General features: G+C 61.7%; 20 protein-coding genes, 1 tRNA gene and 1 pseudogene. 11 read left to right on the top strand and 11 right to left on the bottom strand.

All coding sequences use genetic code 11. The features are described from left to right. Positions 1–142 precede the first annotated feature (142 nt). From B5477_RS14075 to B5477_RS14050, 6 genes and pseudogenes are all read right to left on the bottom strand, one after another. Positions 143–994: pseudogene (locus tag B5477_RS14075) on the bottom strand (PSP1 domain-containing protein); the annotation flags it as partial. Positions 995–1,024: 30 nt separating this feature from the next. Next, on the bottom strand, positions 1,025–2,017 hold the full coding sequence (locus B5477_RS14070) for a DNA polymerase III subunit (RefSeq protein WP_079700264.1): 993 nt from the start codon (positions 2,015–2,017) through the stop codon (positions 1,025–1,027). 3 nt (positions 2,018–2,020) lie between these two features. Further along, complete coding sequence (locus B5477_RS14065) at positions 2,021–2,344, bottom strand: cyclic-di-AMP receptor (protein ID WP_079700263.1); 324 nt, start codon at positions 2,342–2,344, stop codon at positions 2,021–2,023. A gap of 63 nt (positions 2,345–2,407) precedes the next feature. Further along, complete coding sequence (locus B5477_RS14060) at positions 2,408–3,739, bottom strand: Orn/Lys/Arg family decarboxylase (RefSeq protein WP_079700262.1); 1,332 nt, start codon at positions 3,737–3,739, stop codon at positions 2,408–2,410. Between the two features lie 5 nt (positions 3,740–3,744). After that, positions 3,745–4,815 carry a lipid II:glycine glycyltransferase FemX gene (locus B5477_RS14055; RefSeq protein WP_079700261.1) on the bottom strand — a complete coding sequence of 357 codons (1,071 nt, stop codon included), beginning with the start codon at positions 4,813–4,815 and terminating at the stop codon, positions 3,745–3,747. A 13-nt stretch (positions 4,816–4,828) separates the two neighbouring features. Next, a complete protein-coding gene (locus B5477_RS14050) occupies positions 4,829–5,677 on the bottom strand; it encodes an epoxyqueuosine reductase (RefSeq protein ID WP_143533604.1) in 849 nt (282 codons plus the stop codon). A gap of 226 nt (positions 5,678–5,903) precedes the next feature. On the opposite strand from B5477_RS14050, the gene B5477_RS14045 reads away from it, so the two are divergent. Then, a complete protein-coding gene (locus tag B5477_RS14045) occupies positions 5,904–6,596 on the top strand; it encodes an iron-sulfur cluster assembly scaffold protein (protein WP_079700259.1) in 693 nt (230 codons plus the stop codon). A gap of 21 nt (positions 6,597–6,617) precedes the next feature. Then, positions 6,618–7,616: a GGGtGRT protein gene (locus B5477_RS14040; RefSeq protein ID WP_079700258.1), complete on the top strand. Its 999-nt coding sequence runs from the start codon at positions 6,618–6,620 to the stop codon at positions 7,614–7,616. A gap of 109 nt (positions 7,617–7,725) precedes the next feature. Here the strand turns inward: B5477_RS14040 and B5477_RS14035 are convergent, their stop codons facing one another. Then, positions 7,726–9,006: a hypothetical protein gene (locus B5477_RS14035; RefSeq protein ID WP_079700257.1), complete on the bottom strand. Its 1,281-nt coding sequence runs from the start codon at positions 9,004–9,006 to the stop codon at positions 7,726–7,728. A 423-nt stretch (positions 9,007–9,429) separates the two neighbouring features. Here B5477_RS14035 and B5477_RS14030 point away from each other — a divergent pair, with 423 nt between their 5' ends. The 4 genes from B5477_RS14030 to B5477_RS14015 all read left to right on the top strand — a co-directional run bounded on the left by B5477_RS14030 (position 9,430) and on the right by B5477_RS14015 (position 15,093). Further along, positions 9,430–9,600, top strand: a complete 171-nt coding sequence (locus B5477_RS14030; protein WP_079700256.1) for a DUF362 domain-containing protein — start codon at positions 9,430–9,432, stop codon at positions 9,598–9,600. A gap of 281 nt (positions 9,601–9,881) precedes the next feature. After that, positions 9,882–10,223, top strand: a complete 342-nt coding sequence (locus B5477_RS14025; protein ID WP_242942210.1) for a PadR family transcriptional regulator — start codon at positions 9,882–9,884, stop codon at positions 10,221–10,223. 163 nt (positions 10,224–10,386) lie between these two features. Further along, positions 10,387–11,964, top strand: a complete 1,578-nt coding sequence (locus B5477_RS14020) for an efflux RND transporter periplasmic adaptor subunit (protein ID WP_079700254.1) — start codon at positions 10,387–10,389, stop codon at positions 11,962–11,964. A 6-nt stretch (positions 11,965–11,970) separates the two neighbouring features. Further along, positions 11,971–15,093, top strand: a complete 3,123-nt coding sequence (locus B5477_RS14015) for an efflux RND transporter permease subunit (protein ID WP_079700253.1) — start codon at positions 11,971–11,973, stop codon at positions 15,091–15,093. Between the two features lie 50 nt (positions 15,094–15,143). Here the strand turns inward: B5477_RS14015 and B5477_RS14010 are convergent, their stop codons facing one another. Then, positions 15,144–15,725 carry a GNAT family N-acetyltransferase gene (locus B5477_RS14010; RefSeq protein ID WP_079700252.1) on the bottom strand — a complete coding sequence of 194 codons (582 nt, stop codon included), beginning with the start codon at positions 15,723–15,725 and terminating at the stop codon, positions 15,144–15,146. A gap of 125 nt (positions 15,726–15,850) precedes the next feature. Here B5477_RS14010 and B5477_RS14005 point away from each other — a divergent pair. From B5477_RS14005 to B5477_RS15120, 3 genes are all read left to right on the top strand, one after another. Next, positions 15,851–15,937: transfer RNA gene (locus tag B5477_RS14005), tRNA-Leu, on the top strand. Positions 15,938–16,095: 158 nt separating this feature from the next. Beyond that, positions 16,096–16,284: a ribbon-helix-helix protein, CopG family gene (locus tag B5477_RS15435; protein ID WP_079700251.1), complete on the top strand. Its 189-nt coding sequence runs from the start codon at positions 16,096–16,098 to the stop codon at positions 16,282–16,284. 174 nt (positions 16,285–16,458) lie between these two features. Further along, positions 16,459–16,629: a hypothetical protein gene (locus B5477_RS15120; RefSeq protein ID WP_159449066.1), complete on the top strand. Its 171-nt coding sequence runs from the start codon at positions 16,459–16,461 to the stop codon at positions 16,627–16,629. On the opposite strand, the gene B5477_RS13995 is transcribed toward B5477_RS15120, so the two are convergent. Both B5477_RS13995 and B5477_RS13990 read right to left on the bottom strand, forming a co-directional pair. Further along, positions 16,624–16,881: a hypothetical protein gene (locus B5477_RS13995; protein ID WP_079700250.1), complete on the bottom strand. Its 258-nt coding sequence runs from the start codon at positions 16,879–16,881 to the stop codon at positions 16,624–16,626. The two genes, B5477_RS15120 and B5477_RS13995, sit on opposite strands and share 6 nt — an antisense overlap. Before the next feature lie 78 nt (positions 16,882–16,959). Next, positions 16,960–17,454, bottom strand: coding sequence for a helix-turn-helix transcriptional regulator (locus B5477_RS13990; RefSeq protein ID WP_079700249.1), 495 nt, complete (start codon positions 17,452–17,454; stop codon positions 16,960–16,962). A gap of 305 nt (positions 17,455–17,759) precedes the next feature. On the opposite strand from B5477_RS13990, the gene B5477_RS13985 reads away from it, so the two are divergent. Then, positions 17,760–18,239, top strand: a complete 480-nt coding sequence (locus B5477_RS13985) for a methylated-DNA--[protein]-cysteine S-methyltransferase (protein ID WP_079700248.1) — start codon at positions 17,760–17,762, stop codon at positions 18,237–18,239. Here the strand turns inward: B5477_RS13985 and B5477_RS13980 are convergent. Continuing rightward, positions 18,236–18,736 carry an NUDIX hydrolase gene (locus tag B5477_RS13980; protein ID WP_079700247.1) on the bottom strand — a complete coding sequence of 167 codons (501 nt, stop codon included), beginning with the start codon at positions 18,734–18,736 and terminating at the stop codon, positions 18,236–18,238. The genes B5477_RS13985 and B5477_RS13980 overlap by 4 nt on opposite strands. Before the next feature lie 159 nt (positions 18,737–18,895). Between B5477_RS13980 and B5477_RS13975 the strand changes: the two genes are divergently transcribed. Next, the gene (locus B5477_RS13975) at positions 18,896–20,053 is read left to right on the top strand and encodes a GGDEF domain-containing protein (protein WP_079700246.1); all 1,158 of its coding nucleotides are present in this window, start codon (positions 18,896–18,898) and stop codon (positions 20,051–20,053) included. Positions 20,054–20,060: the final 7 nt, after the last annotated feature.

Genomic DNA, 20,060 nt, shown 5'->3' with positions numbered 1-20,060 from the left:
CCCTGCGGGGCCTGCCGCCCCTGGGCGGCCTCTCCCGCGCCTCGCCCTCCCGGACGGGCTTGTCCTCTCCGGCGGGCTTATCCTCCCGGGGAGCTTTGTCCTCCCTCTGCCTGCCCTCGCGGGGCGGGCGGCCTTCCTTTTGCTCTTTCTCCTTTGGCCGCTCCTTGCCTTCATTCCCCGGCCGGGGGCCGAGCACCCGCACATCCTTGCGGTTAAAGGGCACCGGCACATGGTCGGCGTTTTTGTCCAGCATCACCTTGAGCTCGCCGGTCAGAAGGCTCACCTCGCTGACCACGCCGCGTCCGTCCTTGGTGGAAACCACGCTCCCCACCTTCGGGGTGATCCTCAATAGATCCTCATAGGCCTCCTGCTCGTATTTGAGGCAGCACATCAGCCGCCCGCAGGTGCCGGAAATCTTGGTGGGGTTTAAGGAAAGGCCTTGCTCCTTGGCCATCTTGATCGAGACCGGCTGGAACTCGCCCAAAAAGCTGTTGCAGCAGAACGGCCGCCCGCAGATTCCCAGACCCCCAAGCATCTTGGCCTCATCCCGCACGCCGATCTGCCGCAGCTCGATCCGGGTGCGGAAGACCGAGGCCAGGTCCTTGACCAGCTCCCGGAAGTCGACCCGCCCGTCGGCGGTGAAATAGAAAAGGATTTTGTTGTTGTCGAAGGTGTACTCCACGTCCACCAGCTTCATGTCGAGCTTGTGCTTCTGGATTTTCTCCAGCGCGACCTTGGCCGCCTTCTCTTCGTTTTGGCGGTTCTGCTCAACCCGCTTGAGATCCTCCTCGTTGGCCGCGCGGATCAGCGGCTTTAGGGGCTTGACGATCTTCTCGTCCGGGATCTCCCGGATGCTCATCGCCACCTGGCCGCACTCCACCCCGCGGGCGGTCTCCACGATCACGTAGCCGCCCAGCGGCACGTCGTAGTGCAGCGGATCGAAATAATATACCTTGCCGACGCTTTTAAAGCGTACGCCGATTACCTTTGCCATCTTGTTCTCCTAACTTTACTACCGGTGCCCTCAGCCGAGGACCGCTCCGGTGAGCCGCGCGCCCAGCCGGGTGAGGGTGAGCGGGAGGTTGAGGTTAAACTGCCCCGTGCGGCTCATGTCATCTATTATATCAAGGATTTTGATCCCCTGCAATGCCGTAAGACGCTGGGAAAGAGCGGACAGCTCTTCATCCTGCGGCTGGTATTTTTGTTCCACAAGCTGGGAAAAGACCACCCGCAGATCGCAAAGCAGCTCGCGGTAGCCGACGCGGTCCCGCTCGTAGCGCTGCAAAAGCCGCAGCACCGCGTAGCGCTCGTGCCCGATGAGGGCTTTGGAAAGCGCGAGCGCGTCGGCCATCACCCTGGCTTCGGGCGTGTCGGAGAGGAGCTGCGCCGTGCGCCCGATGTTCCCGCCGCAGAGCCGCGCCATGCGGAGCGCTTCTTCGGAGCGCCCGGCTTCCTGGGCATCCGCACCGCCCTTCAGCAGCTCCTGGACCCGTCCCGCACATTCCTCGGGCGATGGGAGCTCCATGCGCAGCAGCAGGCAGCGCGAAAGGATGGTGGGCAGCAGGTTCTCCCGGTTGTCCACCGTGATGATGAACATCAGGTATTCGGGCGGCTCCTCGATCACCTTGAGCAGGGTGTTGAGGGTGCGCGCCTGGGCGATGTCCTGGATGTCCCGCAGGATGACCACCCGCCGCCGGCCCTGGTTGGGCGGGGTGGCGACCGACTGGTTGATGGTGCGCAGGCTCTTGATGGTCAGCGTCCCCTGCCCGCCGCTCTTCGCGAAGACCTCGACGTCCGGGTGCTGCCCCTCGAGCGCCATTTTGCAGTCGGGACATTCCCCGCAGCCCGCGCCGCTGCGGCGGCAGACCGCCATGGCCGAAATCAGCCGTGCCAGGGTGAAGCGGCCGCTGCCGCGTTCACCCTCCAGGATGATGGCATGCGGCAAGCGCCCGTCCGCGCCGAGCCGGACGAGCGCCGCCTTGTTTTGTTCATTGGAAAGGAGGGCGTCAAGCAGCATGGGTTACAGCTTTTCGAACTGCTCGACGTTGATGACGAAGATGGTCGCGCCGCCGACGGTGACTTCCACCGGGTAGGAGGCGTACATCCCCACGCCGTAGGAGGCGGAGGAGGGGATCATCTGGGTGCGCTTCTTGGAGTGCTTGCCGATGATCTCGATGACCTCCTGCACCTTTTCATCGTCGGTACCGATGATGAAGGTGGTGTTGCCCGAGAGCAGGAAGCCGCCGGTGGTGGCCAGCTTGGTGACCGAAAACTTCGCCTTGGTGAGCGCGGAGGATACCTTTGCGCTGTCGTCGTTGGAAACGATCGCGAATATCAGTTTCATAACAAAACCTCCCGTTTGTCGAAAATCAAGTCCGTACAAAGAGGCAATCCCCTCTGTATGGCTTTATTTTACCACATTGACCGCCGTTATGCCATAGCTTTTTAGCAGGAAAATCGCCTCGTCATCCAAAATTTCCCCGGGCATGACGACCGGGATTCCCGGCGGGCAGGGGGTGACCATCGCCGCGGCCACCCGCCCGGCGGCGCTTTCAGGCGGCAGTGCTTCGCTCTCCTTCAGCATGGCCTCCCGGATGGAGAGGCGGCGCGGCGGCGCATGGAAGGCCAAAGGCGCCTCTTCGGCCTCCCCGTCCTCCCCGGCGGGCAGCGCGCCGAGCAGGCATTGCAGCCGCTGCCAGTCCTCCCCGGCGGTGTCGGCCCCGGCCAGCAGCACCGCGCCGAGGGGGGAACAGAGCTCGGGCTCGATCTTCTGAGCGTAGAGCAGGCCGAGCATCTCCCCCGCCGCCATCCCGAGCGGGCGCAGCGGCAGGGTCAGGCGCAGCGGGTCGCACCCCGCTCCCCCGATAAACGGGACCCCGCGCGCCGCGCCCGTTTGCATTAGATCCGCGAGCCGCCCGGCCGCCGCTTGCAGCCGCCGGGGGAGCTCCCCTTCCAGCTGGCCGCAGCATAGGTCCATCGAGAGCAGGATCAGATAGCTCGGCGAGGTCGAGCCGAACCAGGACATGCGCACCTTTGCCTGACGAAAGAAGCGCTCCTCCCGCAGGTGGAGCAGTGCCGCCCCGGTCAGGGCGGGGAGCATCTTGTGTAAGCTGTCGCAGCAAAGGTCCGCGCCCTGCGCAATGGGGTGGAGGGCCTGTCCCATAAAGGGCAGGTGCGCGCCGTGCGCGCCGTCCACCAGCAATGGCTTCTGATGGCGGTGGCAGACCTCTGCAATCCCCGCGACGTCCGCCAGGAACCCGTAATAGGTCGGGGAGGTGATGTAGACGGCCTGCACCTGCGGGTGCGCGCAAAGCCCCGCCTCGACCTGCGCCGGGGTGAGAGGCAGCGGGATGCCATACCGGGTATGGTCTGGAAAGAGCCAGTGCGGCCCGATCCCCAAAAGCCCCATGGCGCTGACCGCGCTGGTGTGCACCCCCCGCTCGCAGAGGAGCTCCCCGCCCGCGGCGGCGAGGGAGAGCATGGTCTGGATGCAAAGGGTGCTCCCCCCGGCCGAGAGGAGGCTGTGCGCCGTACCATAGAGGCGGGAAAAGCGCTCCTCCAGCTCGCGCAGCGCCCCGTCGGCTTCATAGAGGCTGTCGGTCAGGGGAACTTCGGTGAAGTCGTAGGGCGCGCAGCGCTCCAGCGGGGCGGGGAGCACCCCCTTGTGCCCCGGCATGTGAAAACGGGAGCGCCCGGTGGCCATCTGCTCACCGAGCGCCTGATAAAGGGGAGTATCCATAGCGGTCAGTCCTTTTTTTCTGTCAGCTTGTTTTTGAGCTTCACTGCGGCGCTGCGCGCCTCGATGGCCTTATCCACCATCGCCTTGACGGCAGGATGGTACACATAGTCGAATTCGCCAGCCAGCTCGTCGAGCTGGCCGTTAAAGCCCCGCTTGAAGCGGTAGAGCCCGTAGAGATGGTCCTCCTCGTCCAGCACGCCGGACACCCCCTGGAAGTCGTAGACCGTGCAGCCGGTCTCGATCGCCCAGCGGATCATCTCCCACTGGATGAGGTAGTTTGGCATCACATTGCGGTAGACGTTGTCCGACGCGCCGTAGACGTAGCAGGTCTTGCCGGCATAGTTGGTGGTAATCGCCCCGGAAATCGGCTGTCCCTCATAGAAGGCCATGTAGAGGCGCACGTTTTCCCCCAGCGCGTCGAGCATCCGTTCAAAGTATTCCTTCGGGCGGGTGGAAAAGCCGTCCCGCTCGCCGGTGGTGCGCATGATCCGCATAAAGTCGTCCATCAGCGCCGGACGCTCTTCCTTTTCGACCACCCGGATCTCGACCCCCTTCTTCCGGGCCAGGCGCACGTTGTAGCGGGTCTTCTGGGTCAGGTTCATGAAGAGCGCCTCTTCGCTGCGCCCCTGCAGATAGAGCCGGTAGTTGAAGCGGCACTGGATGGTCTCGAAGCCGGTGGGCCCGGCCAGGCGGGAAAAGCCCAGCTCCCGCATGGCCGAGAGGAATCCTTCGTCCGAAGCGAAGACGTCCGGGTCCCATTTAAAGGTGTGGGCGTGGTAGCGCCCGGCCAGCGCGTCGGCCCCTTCCTTGAGGTCGCGCAGCGTTTCGGTATCGTGGGGATCGCACACCGGGCCGCGCGGGGCGTAGAGGAAGCTGGTGTGCAGCGCCGGAATCTGCTGCACCAGCACCCCGCAGGCGCCTTTGACCGAACCGTCGGGCGCGCGGGAGACGATCCCCTCCCATCCCCAGTTGTTTTTGACCAGCCGCCAGCGGGGGGACTGGGTAAAGCCGCCCTGGGAATGGCGGCTGACAAACTCCTCGAATTCGGGGTACTGCTCGGCTTTGATGATTTCCAACTTGTCGTCTCCTTTATCGGTGGGCGTCAGGCGCCGCTGAATGTTCGATCAGGCCCAGGTTTCGCCGCAAAACCGCCTGGCCCTTGTAGGCGTAGGCGCGGTCGGCGATCATCGCGTCAAGGTTAGTATCGCGCACCACGGCGCAGATATTCCGGTAGAAATCCGGGATGCCGCTGTAGGCCTTCCCCCGGTTCATCGGGCAGCAGTCGGTGCAGATGTCGCACCCCCAGGCCATCCCGCCCGCCGCGATTTGCGCCCTCTCTTCGGGGTCCGTGAGCTTCTTTTTCTGGGTCAGGTGGGAGCGGCAGCGCCCGCGCACAAGGCCCTGATCATTCAGCGCCCCGGTGGGGCAGGCGGCAAGGCAGCGTCCGCAGCGCAGGCAGCCGCCCTCCTTCGGGCGGGACGGGGGAAAGCGCACTGTGGAGACGATCGCTCCGATAAAAATATATGACCCGTAGGTTTCGTTTATGAGCTGGCCGTGCAGCCCACGCACCCCCAGCCCCGCCCGCCTGCCGGCCTCGACCTCGTCGATGGGGGAGGCGTCCACCAGTGCCAGGAACTGCTCCCCGGGGAAGGCCTTGCGCAGCCGCAGAGATACCCTTTCGAGCAGCGCGCCGCTCACCGTGTGGTAGTCCTGCACCATCGCGTAGCGGGAAACGTTGCGGTGGGGGAAGCGCCCCACATAGTAGGGGACGGCCGCCATCACCAGGGAGCGGGCCCCCGGCGGCAGCCGCTTGCGGGAGGGCAGACGGCAAAGGGCGGGATCGAAGTCGCACGTCCCGTACTCGCTGAGCCCCGCCTCCTGGAACAGGGCGCGCAGCAGTTCTTCGGTCGGCTCCATCGGCACTCCACCCCTTTTCACACACTCTGACTTCTTATTAATTTACCATGTTTTGCGCGCTTATTCAACCGCCCCGCCCCGCCTGCGGGTTTCGGACAAAAAGAAGGGTGCAAAAATTCATGGATTTGTCAATGTTTTGACAACCTCACGTCTTGTAAATTGGGCCCCCGCATATTATAATAGCCTTGTACAATGGATTTCCCGCGTCGGTCGGGTAGGACATTTGTTGAAAGGAGCCAGAAGGAATATGAACTATTCTCACGAAGTTGAGAGCATGTGCACTCTCACCAAGGGCCCGCACCACGGACCCGCTCCCATCCCCGAAGAGGGCAGATGGGTCAAGGCATACCAGATCAGCGACATTTCCGGCCTTTCGCACGGCATCGGCTGGTGCGCACCGCAGCAGGGCGCTTGTAAGCTGACCCTGAACGTGAAAAACGGCATCATCGAGGAGGCGCTCGTCGAGACGCTCGGCTGCTCGGGCATGACCCATTCGGCGGCGATGGCGGGCGAGATCCTCCCCGGGAAGACCCTGCTCGAGGCGCTCAATACCGACCTGGTCTGCGACGCGATCAACGTTGCCATGCGCGAGATCTTCAAGCAGCTCGTTTACGGGCGCAGCCAGACCGCCTTCTCCGAGGACGGCCTTCCCATCGGCGCCTCGCTCGAGGACCTGGGCAAGGGCCTGCGCTCCCAGGTGGGCACCATCTTCTCCACCGGGCTCAAGGGCGTGCGCTACTTGGAGCTGGCCGAGGGCTACATCCTGAGCGTGGCGGTGGACGAGAACGGCGAGGCCATCGGCTACAAGTTCGTAAAAGTCGGAAAGATGTTGGAGGATATGAGACACGGCGTTGACCCGAAGACTGCGTTCGAGAAGAACGTCGGTACATACGGCCGTTACGAGAATGCTCCTAAGTACATCGACCCGCGTGAAGAATAAGAGAAAGGGAGGGATTTCGCAATGGCACAGTTTGAAGGTAAAGAGAGAAGAATGCCTAAAATCGAGGCATGCTTAAAAGAATACGGCCTGGAGTCGCTCGAGGCGGCGCGGGACCTCTGCAAATCCAAGGGGATCGACGTGGAGACCATCGTCAAGGGCGTGCAGCCCATCGCGTTTGAGAACGCGGTCTGGGCCTATACCCTGGGCACCGCGGTCGCCCTCAAGAAGGGGGCCTCGAAAGCCGCCGACGCCGCCGAGGCGATCGGAATCGGCCTGCAGGCGTTCTGTATCCCCGGCTCGGTCGCCGAGCAGCGGGACGTGGGCAAGGGCCACGGGAACCTGGGCGCCATGCTGCTCAGAGATGAGACCAAGTGCTTCTGCTTCCTGGCCGGGCACGAGTCCTTCGCCGCGGCCGAGGGTGCGATCGGCATCGCCCGCAACGCGAACAAGGCCCGCAAGGAGCCGCTGCGCGTCATCTTAAACGGCCTGGGCAAGGACGCCGCTTACATCATCTCCCGGATCAACGGCTTCACCTATGTCGAGACCGACTACGACTTCAAGACCGGCGAGATCAAGATCGTGCGCGAGGTCGCGTTCTCGGACGGCGAGAAGGCCAAGGTGCGCGTCTACGGCGCGAACGACGTGCTCGAGGGCGTGGCGATCATGAAGCTCGAGAAGGTCGACGTTTCGATCACCGGCAACTCCACCAACCCGACCCGCTTCCAGCACCTGGTCGCGGGCACCTATAAGAAGTGGTCCTACGAGAACGGCGTCAAGTACTTCTCGGTGGCCTCGGGCGGCGGTACCGGGCGCACCCTGCACCCGGACAACATGGCGGCCGGCCCGGCTTCTTACGGCCTGACCGACTCGATGGGCCGCATGCACGGCGACGCGCAGTTCGCCGGCTCCTCCTCCGTCCCGGCGCACGTCGAGATGATGGGCCTGATCGGGATGGGCAACAACCCGATGGTCGGCGCCACCGTCGCCTGCGCGGTTGCGGTCGAAGAGGCCTGCAAATAAGAAAATAGCGTATTTATGGAAAACCCGGCGGGCCGCAGATTGATCTGCGGCCCGCCGGGTTCTTTCGTGCGGGAGGGCTTGCGGGCCCGCCGGTGTGCGCACCGCGGCCTCAGCGCAGGAAGACGCGCAGCTGCGGGGCCTTGCCCGCCTCGAACTGCCACACGTCGGTGTCCCAGCCGGGGAAGAGCTCGCCGCTCTCAAAGTCGGAGAGGGAAGCGAGGCGGTAGTTCCCGCTCGGGGTCACGCCACCCGACCCCTCTGCGTAAAGGGGCCCGGCCAGCCAGTAGCAGCCGTCCATGGTGTAGGAAAGGCCCGTGTTCAGGCGGGCCACGATGCCGCCGGTAAAACGGGTGCTCTGAAGCGTGGCAAGGGAATAGCAGTTGCGGATGGTATTTGTGCCGCCCCAAAATGCCCCGGCAATTCCGCCGGAGGCAACGGAGCTCGAAATGTTGCCCCGGCCGCAGCAGTTCTCGATCGTCGAGTCATAGAGTGTGCTTACTACGGGACCGCCCATCGGGTCGCTTGTGCTGCCCGTGATGTTCACATCGGCGTAGCAGCAGGCGATGTGCGAGTTGATGGCCGTCCCCACCACACCCCCGATGTCGCTGTCGGTGAGGATCTCCCCGCTGACCACCCCGAGATTTTCGATGGTGCTGCTTTGAATTGCCCCAAACACCCCGGCGGTGTTCTCTTCCAGGGTCAGATGAAAGGACATGTTCTTGACCAGATGGCCGTTCCCGTCATAATGCCCGGTAAAGGGGCTGGCATAGCTGGGATAGGTCGTGTAGCCGACCGGCTTCCAGTTGCCGTTGGAAGGGTCGCTATCGCTGTCGTAACCACGAAGGTCGATGTCGCAGGTCTGCAGGAAATACTGCCCTTTCTGTAGGTGCCGGCCATTGTTCAGGTGCTGGAGCTGCTGCGGTGTGCTCACCAAAAAGGGGTTCCTTTCGGTGCCGTCGCCGTAGTAGAAGGGCTGCTCGTAGGTTGACAGCCCGGTGCAGCCGCAGCCGCCCGAAAGGGTGATTTTCTGCTCCCGCATGCCGGGGGTGTCCAGCCCCTGACGGCACGGGTCCACGCTGGCGCTCACCCGCAGCCAGAGGACGGTCCCGGGAATCGAGGGATCGAAGCCGTAGGCCTCCAGGAACACCGGAGAGGCGGTGACGCCTTCCTTCCTGTCCAGCAGGTTTTCGGGCAGCGCGTCCGTCGCCGAGGAGCCGAGATAGAGCTCGAAGGTGTAGTCCGCCCGGCTGTCCGGGGTGAAGGGCACGCTGATCCCCCAGCCGGTGCCGTTTGGATTGCGTTCAAAGGCGGCTCCCTGCGCGTTGGCGCTCAACGCGAGCGCACAGGCCAACAGGATCAGCGCGGGGAGCGCGGTGCGAAGTTTTTTCATCTGTTCTGTCCTCCTTCGGAAATAGGTACGGAAAAAACCGTTAGTAACCTTGTCTGCCGGTCATCGGGGAGGGAGCGGCCCCGGCAGAAATGTGGTTTTCTCTTGCAGAAAGCGGAAAAACAGGATATAATTAGGAAAAATAAACGGGTGGAAAGAAGCCCGTTCTAATTGAAACGTGGTTTTTCACATGGAAATGACCGCCAGACAAGGTTACTACGGGTCTTTTTTGATTCGCCGCGTGCGTGTCCTGCTTGGAAAAACGGTATGCAGCAGAAGCCGCGGCTGAGAAAAAGCCTTTTAAAAAAGTGGATTAGGACGTGGGAAACCGGGGTAAACTTTCTGTAAAGGATGGGCAATACCACTTGATTTTTCGGGATGTTATGGTAAAATGACTGTAGTATTTTTAATGGAGGTGTATCACCAATGGCATATAAAATTTCTGACGAGTGCATCAGCTGCGGCGCCTGCGAGCCCGAGTGCCCGGTTAACGCGATTTCCGAGGGCGATGGCAAGTATGTGATCGATGCGGAGACCTGCATTTCCTGCGGCGCTTGCGCCGGGGTCTGCCCGGTCGGCGCTCCGAAAGAGGACTAATCCTGTCCCGGACAAGCTGAATAATGAACAAAAAAGGAACGCTGCAAAGCTTTGCAGCGTTCCTTTTTTGTTCTTTTGCGCGGGGAAATAAAAATGGGGCCTGCCTGTAGGGCGGAGCGCGGAACCTGCCCTCGCGCCTCTGGGCAGATTGTATGGTTTTTTTGTCGGGGAAATGGTGAAAATGTGTGAGAATGTCATTGACAAAACAGTATTGACTGAGTAATAATATTATACAGCTTATAATATAGATAAAATGATAGGATCAAGAAGGGGGCGGGATTTTGCAGCTAATAGGGTCCATGATGCTGGAGGCCTGCGTGCTGGCGATTCTGGCGCGGCAGGACAGCTACGGCTATGAGCTGACCAACGGGATCAAGGCGCTGATGGAGATTTCCGAATCGACGCTCTATCCGATCCTGCGGCGCCTGCGCCGGGAGGGGCTGCTGGAGACCTATGACATGGCCTGCCAGGGGCGCAACCGGCGCTATTACCGGCTGACCGAGGCGGGGCGAAGCCGTAACGAACTGTATTTAAGCAAGTGGCGGTATTACCGCACGCTGCTCGACCAGATTCTCGAAGGGCAGCCGGCCGTGGTCATCGGCAGACAGGATACCGAAAAGTGAAGTTTTTAAATTGTTCACGGTTCCATCACGAATTTCCCATATTCGTTTTTTATTGTTAGAAGGCCCGCCCTTTTACATGCACAGGGCCTTTACCGGGTGGAATGACGGCAAAGACGCAGTTTTCGCAACAGATTATGAATTTAGCTAAAAGGGGTACATAACGGTGAAAAAGAACAAGAAAAAGATTTTGATTGTCCTTGGCTGCGCCGCAGTGGTGATCCTCGCGGCAATCGGCGTGGGGATGATGGGAAGCAAGGCCCCGGCTGTGCCGGCGCAGGCCGAGGCCGAGGATGAAATCCGCGTCAGCGCGCTGAACCCGCAGGTGGGCGATCTGGAGGTCACCACCGAATTTATCGGGAAGGTCCAGCCCGACGAGTCGGTCAACATCTTCCCCAAGATGGCCGGCACGGTGCTGACCACCTACTTCAAGGTGGGCGACACCGTCAGGAAGGGCGACCTGCTCTACGAGATCGACCCGTCCGACGTGCAGACCCAGGTGCAGACCGCCCAGGCGGCCTATAACCTGCAGGTCGCCCAGGCCGAGAGCACCAAGGGCAGCGGGATCGCCAGCCAGAAGCTGCAGAGCTCCTCGAGCTTCTCCCAGGCCAAGAACGGCTATAAGACGGCGCTGGACAACCTGGATACCTACAATGAGGACACCAGCCTCGACAAGCTGGAGGACGATATGGACGATCTGCAGGACGAGGTCGACGAGATGGAGGATTACGTCGCCCGGCTGCAGGCGGCCGTCAAGCAGGCGGCGAGCGTGGGCAGCAGCAAGGAGCTGCAGAGCCTCAAGGAGCAGCTCGCCTCGGCCCAGACCGACTACGCCAAGCTGAAATCCACCTATGAGACGGTCAAGGCCCAGTGGCGGGCGACCAAGGATGGGGACGACCCGACGCTCAAGAACCTGCGCACCGCCCTGCGCAACGCGGCCACCGCCATGGAGACCGCCGAGGAATCGGCGCGCATCACCGAGGAGCTGGCCATTCCCGAGACCGAGAACATCGTGGACGCCACTTTGGCCAGCGCCAAGGCGGGGCTGGATGCGGCCATGAAGCAGATGGAGTATACCAAGGTGACCTCCCCCATCGACGGGGTGATCGAGCTGAAAAGCGTGGAGGACCACGGACAGACCGCCCCCACCAGCCCGGCCTACGTGGTTTCCAACAAGGAGATCATGGTGGTCAAGTTCGGCGTGCCCGCCAGCGCCCTGGAGCACATGACGGTCGGCGACCAGGTAACGATTGAGAACGGCGGCAGGACCTATACCGGCTCGGTGGTCGAGGTGGGCTCCCGCCTCGACGAGCAGAGCGGCCTGTTCCCCTGCAAGGCGCGCATCGACGCCGACCCGGGCGAGCTGTACAGCGGCATTTCGGTCAAGGTGACCGCGCCCACCGCCAAGGCCAAGGAGGCGGTGCTCCTGCCGGTGGACTGCATCTATCACGACGGCGGGGAGACCTTCGTCTATGTGCTGACCGCCGAAGGGACCGCCAGGAAGACCCCGGTGGAGACCGGGATCACCAACGACGAAACCATCGAGGTGCTCTCGGGGATCAGCACCGAGGACCTGGTGATCGACAGCTGGAATGCCACTCTGGTCGACGGGACCAAGGTGAAACAAGTCGGGTCCGAGGGCGCAGACAGCCCCCAGGGGCCGGCGGCCCCGCAGGGGGAGGCCCAGAGCGAAGCCGGGGAGAGCTCCTCCCAGGCCGGGGAAGCCCCGGGTCAGGAGGGTTAACCTCGTATGCGTAATTTGACAAAGATTGCATTAAAACGTCCTGTTTCAATTTTGGTTTGTATCATCACCCTGGTGGTGTTCGGCGTATCCTCCTTGATCGGCACGCCGCTCGAGCTGACGCCGAACATGGAGATGCCGATGTTCATCGTCACCACCATCTATCCCGGCGCGGGCCCGGAGGAGGTCCAGGACCTGGTGACCAAGGAGCTGGAGAGCTCGGTCTCCACCCTGTCAGGGCTCAAGAACGTCGATTCCCGCTCGATGGAGAATATGTCCCTGCTGATCCTGGAGATGGAGTACGGCACCGATATGGACGTGGCCCACACCGACCTGCAGAAGAAGCTGGATATGGCGGAAAACGGCCTGCCCGACGAGGTGACCACCGCCCCGACCATCATCGAGATGACCATGGATTCCATGCCGGTCATCCAGCTGGCGGTCGAGCAGACGGGGGACGTCGACCTGCTCAACTACCTGAACGACAACATCGTGCCCGACTTTGAGAAGATCACCGGCGTGGCCGAGGTAAACGTCTACGGCGGGCAGGAGAGCTACGTGCAGGTCCGGCTCGACGAGCAGAAGCTGCGGCAGTACGGACTGGATATGTCCACGGTTTGCAGCATGGTGGCCAGCTCCGACTTCTCGCTGCCGGTCGGCTCGGCCGACCAGGGCAGCCTGTCGCTGAGCCTGCGCGGCGGGGTGAGCTATCCGAGCCCCGAGGCGCTCGCAAAGCTGCCTCTGACCCTGAAAAGCGGGGACATCATCCACCTTTCGGACATCGCCACCGTCAGCCAGACGCAGAAGAAGTCGGACAGCGTCAGCCGCTACAACGGCCGGGATGCGGTGAGCATGAGCCTGACCAAGCGCGCGAGCGCGTCCACCAACGCGGTCACCGGCGCGGTGATCCGCCAGGTTGAGCAGATCAACCAGAAGGACAAGGCGATCCAGCTCGACGTCATCTTCAACCAGAGCGACGAGATCTGGAACTCCCTGTGGGGGGTCATCGAGTCGATGATCCTGGCCATCGCGATCTCGATGGTGGTGCTCTACCTCTTCCTGGGCGACATCAAGGCGTCGCTGATCGTCGGCACCTCGATGCCGACCTCGGTGCTGGTCACCCTGATCATCATGTCCTTCTCGGGCATGACCTTCAACATGCTCTCCCTGGGAGGGCTCACCATCGGCGTCGGCATGATGGTGGACAACGCGATCGTCGTGCTGGACAGCTGCTTTAAAAAGCGCGACGAGCACCGCACCTTCAAGGACGCGGCGCTCGAGGGCGCGGGGATCGTGGCCAGCGCGGTCACGGCCTCCACCCTGACCACCGTCGTGGTCTTCCTGCCCATCGCGCTCATGCAGGGCATGTCCGGGCAGCTCTTCAAGGACGTCGGTTTCACCATCGTCTTTGCGCTGACCGCCTCGCTGATTTCGGCGCTGACTTTGGTGCCGCTGCTCTTCTTAAAGTTTAAACCTGTGGAAAAGAAGGACGCACTGGTCAACCGCGCGCTGCGCAAGGTTGAGCAGAAGTACGCCGTCCTCATCAAGAAATCCCTCGGGCACAAGAAGCTGGTCGTGCTCGTGGCGGTCGTGCTGCTGGTGGTCTCCTTCATGCTGGTGCCCTTTATCGGTGTGGAGCTCATGCCCAGCACCGACAGCGGCCAGATCAGTATCAGCATCTCCACCCGTCCCGGCCTCAAGCTCGAGGAGACCAGCAAGATTATCAGCCGGGTCGAGGGCCTCATCGGGCAGTACCCCGACGTGGACCGGTATATGGTCTCCGGTTCGGACGGCGGCGGCGAAGGCGCGGCCTCCTTCTCGATTTACCTGAAGGACGAGCGCAAGATGTCCACCTATGACATCGTCGACGAGCTGCGCCAAGAAACCAAGGACTATCTCAACTGCGACGTGCAGGTCTCGGCCGCCAGCATGATGTCCATGGGCGGGACCGACACGGTGGTGGTCAACCTGATCGGCAACGACCGCGACAAGCTTCAGGATGCGGCCGGCCAGGTCAAGGAGCTGATGTACCAGAACCCGGGCGTTGTGACCGTCACCTCCAGCCTCTCGGACGGCAGCCCGCAGGCCGAGATCGTGGTCGATCCGGTCAAATCCGGCGCGGTCGGCCTCACCCCGGTCCAGGTCATGGGAACCCTAAACAGCATGATCAGCGGCAAGAACGTCACCAACATCCGCATGGGCGACCACGACTATGACATCTGGGTCGAGTTCCCCGAGGACACCTACCAGACGGTCGGGGACCTTGGGGCGATCAACCTGACTGCCCCCTCGGGCGCGCAGGTGCCGCTGCTGGACATCGCCACCATCGAGTATTCCAACAGCCCGCAGATGATCACCCGGCACAACAACCAGTACACCGTGTCGATCACCGCGCAGACCACCACCAAGAACGCGGCCAAGATCAACAACGAGGTGACCACCGCGGCCATGGGTATGCAGCTGCCCGAGGGCGTGGACCACTACATGGGCGGCCAGAACGAGCAGATGGCCGAGGAGTTTTCAGCCATCTTCGCGGCGCTCGGCACGGCGATCTTCTTGGTCTTCGTGGTCATGGCGATCCAGTTCGAGTCGATGCGCTTCTCTCTGATGGTCATGATTTCGGTGCCCTTCTCGCTGATCGGCGCCTTCCTGGGATTGCTGCTGACCCGGACCACCATCAGCATGACCAGCCTGATGGGCTTCATCATGCTCGTGGGCATCGTGGTCAACAACGCCATCGTGCTCATCGATTATACCAACCAGCTGCGCGAGGGCGGCATGAAGGTGCGCAACGCCCTGATCAAGGCGGGACGCTCCCGTCTGCGCCCGATCCTGATGACCACTCTGACCACCGTGCTCGGCATGGTGCCGCTGGCGGTCGGACTCGGGAGCAACGGCGAGATGATGCGCGGCATGGCGATGGTGGTCATCGGGGGCCTGAGCGCCTCGACCATCCTCACGCTGGTGCTGATCCCGACCTTCTACCTGATCCTCTCCAAGCGGGACGAGAAGAACCCGAACCTGCGCGGGGACGACGACTTCGACCCCGAAAAACCCAAGATCGAGTATCACCAGGAGCTGCCCGACGACCTCAACCAGTCGGACGACTTCCCGGAGATCCAGCCGATCTGACGGGCAAACAGATAAAAGAGGCCCGGCGCAGAATCTCTGCGCCGGGCTTTTTACAGGTTTTCTTCGATGAAGTGCTCCGGGTACTGCTCCCAGTATTTTCGGTAGACCCGCCCCTCCCGCCCGTCCAGGTTGAGCTGGTACATCCGGAAGGTCACGGGGAAGTTTTTGGGCTGCCACTGCTCCACATAGGAATAGCGGTAGGTCATGCCGAGCTTTCGCATGATGGCGCCGCTGCGGGGATTGTTGACGTCGTGGGTCGCCGTGATGTAGGGGAGGTCCGTGCACTTTAGCATCTCCACCACCGCGCGGCAGGCCTCGGTCATGATCCCGCGGTGCCAGTAGTCCTTATGCAGCCCGTAACCGAGGTCGTGGCTGTCCTGCCCGCTCACATGCAGGTAGCCGACCGGCGCGCCCTCCTCCCGCAGGCAGACGGCGTAGTGCCAGCCGTCCGGGTTGCCCAGGTAATGCTCTTTTAGGTATGCTTTTGCCTGCGGGAGACTTGCGAGCGGGAACATCGGCAAAAACCGGTTGACCTGCACGTCGCTCAAAATCTCGAACAGGGCCTGCGCGTCGTCTTCATGGAATTCGCGCAGCAGCAGGCGCTGCGTTTTTAAAACAGGGAATCTTTCCATTTGTAAGTTCCTTTCCATGGTGCTGCGCCCATTTTACTCTGTTGCGGGGAAAATGGCAATGCCCCCGCATTCGGCACAAGGGGCTTGCGCTGTCCGGATTTTTTTTGTATAATAGAAAGGTATCAGCCGGTATGGCGGAATTGGCAGACGCACGGGACTCAAAATCCCGCGGTAGCGATACCGTGTCGGTTCGACCCCGACTACCGGCACCAGCGGCGGGCCGCCGCACCCGATTCGCGCTTCTCACGAAAGTGGGGGGCGCGATTTGCTTAACCCGCGCCGAAAGTTTTATTAAAATATGAAAAATAGGTATTGACTTTTATCCGTACATAAACTATTGTAAATGTACGGCAATAAGTGAGGTGATGACTTGAGCCCGAGAATAGGACGACCTCCCAGTGCTAACCCAAAGCAAGAAAGAACGGAAATCCGTCTAACAAAAGAGGACAAGGAGATTCTAGAGTATTGCTGCAAGGTGACTGGAAAGTCGAAGTCTGACATTGTTCGAGAGGGCATATACGAAGTATATGCAAAGTTGGACAAGTCGGATAAAAAATGAAGGAAGCGGCGCTCTCCCACAAAGACAACACCGCTTCCTACACACAAACCGGCACCGCCCAAAGGCAGATACGGCGTAAATATTATACCACGCTTGCCCACCTAAAACAAGCGTGCATGCGCCGCAAAACCGCTTGTGCCGTGCCGGGTGACAGAATGAAAGGGAGTATTTGTTGTGGTCATCCGTGGAATCAGGAAAAATTTATATGGGCCGCTGTGCAAGGCCTTGCTCATCGAGCGCCAGGGCGGCGCGCCCCGCGTCACCCTGATCACCGACGGGCCTTCGCTCAGCGCCTATCTGGGAATCCTGCTCGAGCAGACGCTGCGGCGCTGCAGGGCTTCATAAGCTGATCTGAACAATGTCCCCATCCCGGCTGGTCACGTCCACCAGATCGAGGTGGGGATATTTTTTCTTGAGCCGCAGGACCTCGTCGATCAGCCGGTCCAGGTCCTGGGCACCGATGGCGCCGAGATTGGTTTTGGTTTCCCGCTCGATCTGCTGGATCAGCAGCCTCGCCAAGGGCCGGTTGACGAGCATCCGGGTGGGAAAGCGCAGGTGGATGGGCGGGGCGCCCTTATGGCGGATCAGGATTTTCATAATGACACTTTCCTCTCTGGACGTTTCGTTCCAGTTTCGCTTTGCGAAATTGCCGCCGTTGGCGGCAAAGGAGCGAAACTACTCCACCACGATCTCGACCAGGTCCCCGTTGGCGGCCTCCACCTCGACCAGTTTGCCGATGACCCCTTTTTCGACCATCAGGAGCAGCTGCCCGATGTCCAGCGAGCGCAGCGCCTCGCTGCCCGCGAACTGCGGAATCTGGGTGCCCATCTCCAGCGCGATCTTGATCAGCGGCAGGGGCAGGTTGACCCGCACATGGTCCCCGGCGACGGTGTTCACCACCACCTTGAAGAGCATGTCGTCCAGGTTCTTGCGTCCCTCGACGGGCTGCAGGCTGGTTTCGGGCTTGGGCGCGGTGTGCAGCAGGTCGTCCACCGTGGTGTCGAACAGCTCGGCGAGCTTGGGCAGCAGCAGGATGTCCGGGCAGGAGAGGTCGTTCTCCCACTTGGAGACCGCCTGGGCCGAAACGCCCAGCAGCTCGGCCAGCTCGTCCTGGGTCAGGCCCTTGTCCTTGCGGTATTGTGCGATCTTCTTTCCAATGGTATATTCCATGGTCAATGTCTCCTCCAAATCTAATTGGCGCCAAACGGCGCGGTAGGTTTCTCATGTTCCAACAAGTTGCGCTTCCTGTTGTCCTTAGTTTAACGCAAACAATCCGCCCGGGGAATGGATCAAAGGTTGTATCGGCGCCGATTTTTGAAACCATCGGTTGAGAATTCCATCAACCACCGGTTGAATCGCGGGGGACAGAGGAAATTCCTTGTACCATCATACCGCATAATCTTGCGCGTTGCCAGCGAAAACCATCGCTTTTGCCGCTGTTTTATGATAGGATAAAGAAAAAGGAGGCGGCAGCCATGCAAAAGGCTTGGACTTATCAGACGGAACTTGGCGAACTCACCCTGGCCGAAAATGGGGAGGCGCTCACCCGCCTCTCATTCGGCGGCGGCCTGCCGCAGGGTGCCGCGCGGGAGGAAACGCCCCTGCTGCAAAAGGCGCACGGCCAGCTCACCGAGTACCTGGCGGGGGAGCGCCGCCGCTTCGAGCTGCCGCTCGCGCCGGGGGGCACCCCCTTCGAGCAGGCGGTCTGGGCACAGCTTTTAAAGATCCCCTACGGCGAGACCTGCACCTATGGCGGGATCGCCGCGCGCCTGGGCAGGCCGGGCGCCTCGCGGGCGGTCGGGATGGCCAACCACCGCAACCCCATCGGGATCATCATCCCCTGCCACCGGGTGATCGGGAAGGACGGGAGCCTGACCGGCTATGCCGGCGGCCTGGGGATCAAGGAGCGGCTCTTAATATTGGAGGGGGCGCTGCCGCAGCGGCTGACGGTTTAGCGGCCCGGGTGCTGGGGACGCCGGTCCTCGATGTTCAGCGTGAGAGTGCCGGGCAGATGAAAGATTTCCTCCTTGATGAATTCGGGGTAGAGGCAGCAATCCCTCAGCTGCTGGAACGGCAGCCAGGAAAAGGCGAACCGGTGCGCGCCCCCCTCGGTCGTGACGAAGCGCTCCCCCCGGTCGAGCAGCCCGGTGCCGGAAACGTCCACCAGGAAATACAGGCACAGCTCATGGTAGCGCTCGCCGCTGACCTCCTCGGTGAAGAAGGCCTCGTTGATCCAAAGCGGGCGTACGATATGCGCAGTGACCATAAGCTCCTCGCGCAGCTCCCGCAGCAGGGCGTCCCGCGCCTGCTCGTGCAGGGTGACCCGCCCGCCCGGGAGGTAGGAATAGGGACTGGTTTCGTCCTTCATCACCAGCAGCCTCCCGTCCTGCGGGATGACCGCGCAGACCCGGTAATTGAACCGGCCCTCCGGCGTCGGAAAGGATATATCCATACTTCTCTCTTCTTTCCTGCTTTTTGGCTTGAGTGTACCATATCCCGCCGGCGCGCACAAGGCGGGGAGCCCGGCCGGCAAAAATCAGGCGGGAAGACGATAGCTTTTTATTTCGCCCTGTAGTATAATGACAGAAAGCAGAGCAGGGAGGTGAGCGGGATGAAACGTCTGCGTCTGCGGCGGGTGGATTTGCAGGTCACCTTCTTCACGGCGGCGATCGTGCTGGTTTCCAGCATGCTCATTTCCTTTTTTTATTACCGCTTCGCCTACGACGATATGATCGGCACCCTGAACGAGCGGGTGGAGTCGATCTACGGCTATCTGGACCAGACGCTGGACAAGTCCACCTTCACCGAGATCAACACGCGAGAGGACCAGCAGAAGCCCTCCTACCAGCAGACCAAGCAGCTGTTGGCCGACCTGCGGGCGACCACCGGGGTGCGTTACCTCTATACCGCCAAGCAGAACGAGGCGGGCGAGTTCATCTATGTGGTGGACGGGCTGCCCTCGGATGCGGAGGATTTCCGCTTTGCCGGCGATCCGATCGAGCCGGAGATCAAGGGGGACATGCAGCGCGCGCTGGACGGTGAGGTGGTCCTCCCGGACAATATCAAGAAGACCGACTGGGGGAAGATTTTCATCACCTACGTCCCGATCCATGACGGGGAGCGGGTGGTCGGGGTGCTGGGGATCGAGTTCGAGGCCGAGCACCAGTATAACACCTACCGCAATCTCCGGCTGGCCACCCCGCTGATCGTGCTGTTTGCCTGCTTGGTTTCGGCGGGGCTGGCGCTGGTGTTCTTCCGGCGGGTCTCCAACCCCACCTTCCAGGACATGGCCAATACCGACCAGCTCACCCAGCTGAAGAACCGCAACGCCTACGACGTGGACATCGAAAACATGATTGCCCGTGGCGAGGGGAGCGGCTACGGCGTGGTTGTGATGGATCTCAACGGGCTAAAGTCGGTCAACGACACGCTGGGCCACCATGCGGGGGACCTCTATATCCAGGCGGCGGCCGGCGCCCTGCGGCGCGCCGCACAGGGCGGGGAGGTGCTCTACCGGATCGGCGGGGACGAATTCGTGGTTCTGATCAAGGACGCCACCCGCGAGCGGCTGGACTTCTTTATGGAGCGGGTGCGCCAGGAATTCGAGCGTTCCCGGAAGGACTGTGTGAGCGAGCTGTCGGCGGCGATGGGCTGCGCGCTGCACGATGAAACGCAGGGCGAGACGATCTATGCGACCTACTGCCGGGCGGACAGTGAGATGTATCGGGACAAACGGGTTTTCCACCGCGCATCCGGAATGCCGCTCTGACCGGGAG

The sequence above is a fragment of the Provencibacterium massiliense genome (assembly GCF_900169495.1).
GTDB classification, from domain to species: Bacteria; Bacillota; Clostridia; order Oscillospirales; family Ruminococcaceae; genus Harryflintia; species Harryflintia acetispora.
Note: the sequence above shows the minus strand (reverse complement) of the source record. Positions and strands in the feature narration are given on the sequence as shown.

Excerpts from the sequence above, each read along its gene's own strand:
- B5477_RS14045 (WP_079700259.1), top strand. The coding sequence starts at position 5,904 with ATGAACTATTCTCACGAAGTTGAGAGCATGTGCACTCTCACCAAGGGC.
- B5477_RS14035 (WP_079700257.1), bottom strand. The coding sequence starts at position 9,006 with ATGAAAAAACTTCGCACCGCGCTCCCCGCGCTGATCCTGTTGGCCTGT.
- B5477_RS13980 (WP_079700247.1), bottom strand. The coding sequence starts at position 18,736 with ATGGATATATCCTTTCCGACGCCGGAGGGCCGGTTCAATTACCGGGTC.
- B5477_RS14060 (WP_079700262.1), bottom strand. The coding sequence starts at position 3,739 with ATGGATACTCCCCTTTATCAGGCGCTCGGTGAGCAGATGGCCACCGGG.
- B5477_RS14065 (WP_079700263.1), bottom strand. The coding sequence starts at position 2,344 with ATGAAACTGATATTCGCGATCGTTTCCAACGACGACAGCGCAAAGGTA.
- B5477_RS14010 (WP_079700252.1), bottom strand. The coding sequence starts at position 15,725 with ATGGAAAGATTCCCTGTTTTAAAAACGCAGCGCCTGCTGCTGCGCGAA.
- B5477_RS13990 (WP_079700249.1), bottom strand. The coding sequence starts at position 17,454 with ATGGAATATACCATTGGAAAGAAGATCGCACAATACCGCAAGGACAAG.
- B5477_RS13975 (WP_079700246.1), top strand. The coding sequence starts at position 18,896 with ATGAAACGTCTGCGTCTGCGGCGGGTGGATTTGCAGGTCACCTTCTTC.
- B5477_RS13995 (WP_079700250.1), bottom strand. The coding sequence starts at position 16,881 with ATGAAAATCCTGATCCGCCATAAGGGCGCCCCGCCCATCCACCTGCGC.
- B5477_RS14030 (WP_079700256.1), top strand. The coding sequence starts at position 9,430 with ATGGCATATAAAATTTCTGACGAGTGCATCAGCTGCGGCGCCTGCGAG.
- B5477_RS14070 (WP_079700264.1), bottom strand. The coding sequence starts at position 2,017 with ATGCTGCTTGACGCCCTCCTTTCCAATGAACAAAACAAGGCGGCGCTC.
- B5477_RS14015 (WP_079700253.1), top strand. The coding sequence starts at position 11,971 with ATGCGTAATTTGACAAAGATTGCATTAAAACGTCCTGTTTCAATTTTG.
- B5477_RS13985 (WP_079700248.1), top strand. The coding sequence starts at position 17,760 with ATGCAAAAGGCTTGGACTTATCAGACGGAACTTGGCGAACTCACCCTG.
- B5477_RS14040 (WP_079700258.1), top strand. The coding sequence starts at position 6,618 with ATGGCACAGTTTGAAGGTAAAGAGAGAAGAATGCCTAAAATCGAGGCA.